Raw genomic sequence first — 932 nt, 5'->3', positions numbered from 1 at the left:
TCAAAGCGGATTATACTCATATATTTTTTTACTAAATCTTTTATGTTTTCGTAAAATTGGCTCGCCAACTGATGATTTTCAACTATCCTTCATAGAATAAGCTGGCACTGCAATGCATGCAGGCATTATGCACGACTTTTAATTTGTCACCACTGTTAAATGTAATGGAGATTCGCATTGTCTAACAATCCGGTAACATCTACCGCGAAAAAACCAGACTTGGACTGGAGTCAGGTTCGCGAAACGATCAACATGCTGACCCTAGCTGTGTCTCAGGTAGAGTGCACCATGACAGACGGCGAAAAGTCAGTAACAGAGCTGACTCAGTCGTTTACCTATATTGCCAGTCAACTGAAGGAAGTTATTGATTCACATAAAGGTGAAGAAAATGACACCTCAGGAACTGACCTGGAGTCTATTAAGCTCAGTGCTGCAGAGATCCACCAGCAGATTATGAGTGCAATTGTTGCCTTCCAATTCTACGATCGACTCACTCAACGTCTAGACCACGTCAAGCGAGATCTAGGTTGGCTGAGTAATCTGGTAAGTGATCCTCAGCAACTCTACAACCCAATGGCATGGTCTAAGCTGCAAGAAGACATCATGTCGAACTACACAATGGAAGAAGAGCGCATCATGTTCCAACACATCATGAACGGCGCAAGTGTTGACGAAGCTTTGGATATTTACAAACATCACTTTAGTGCCAAAAAAGACAGCACTGACGATACCTCGGACGAAATCGAGCTTTTCTAAGGCAAGTACCTTTCAGTTAAATGCCTATTTCTATGTTTAGAAATAGGCTGAAGCGCTTTACCTATCCCTCTTCAAGCACCTCAATTACTCTTAGCTTATCATCGAGTGAGATTTTCCCTGTATTAAGTTGAACCATATTCTGTCCGAAACAAACACCAAAATCGTTTTTTCGATAC

General features: G+C 41.7%; 1 protein-coding gene. It reads left to right on the top strand.

What is annotated here, in order from left to right:
- Positions 1–177: 177 nt before the first annotated feature.
- Positions 178–756, top strand: coding sequence for a hypothetical protein (locus A3766_RS23070; RefSeq protein ID WP_082865206.1), 579 nt, complete (start codon positions 178–180; stop codon positions 754–756).
- Positions 757–932 lie beyond the last annotated feature (176 nt).

The organism is Oleiphilus sp. HI0132 (genome assembly GCF_001635845.1).
The sequence above is the reverse complement of the archived record's forward strand: the minus strand, read 5'-3'. Positions and strand labels throughout refer to the sequence as shown.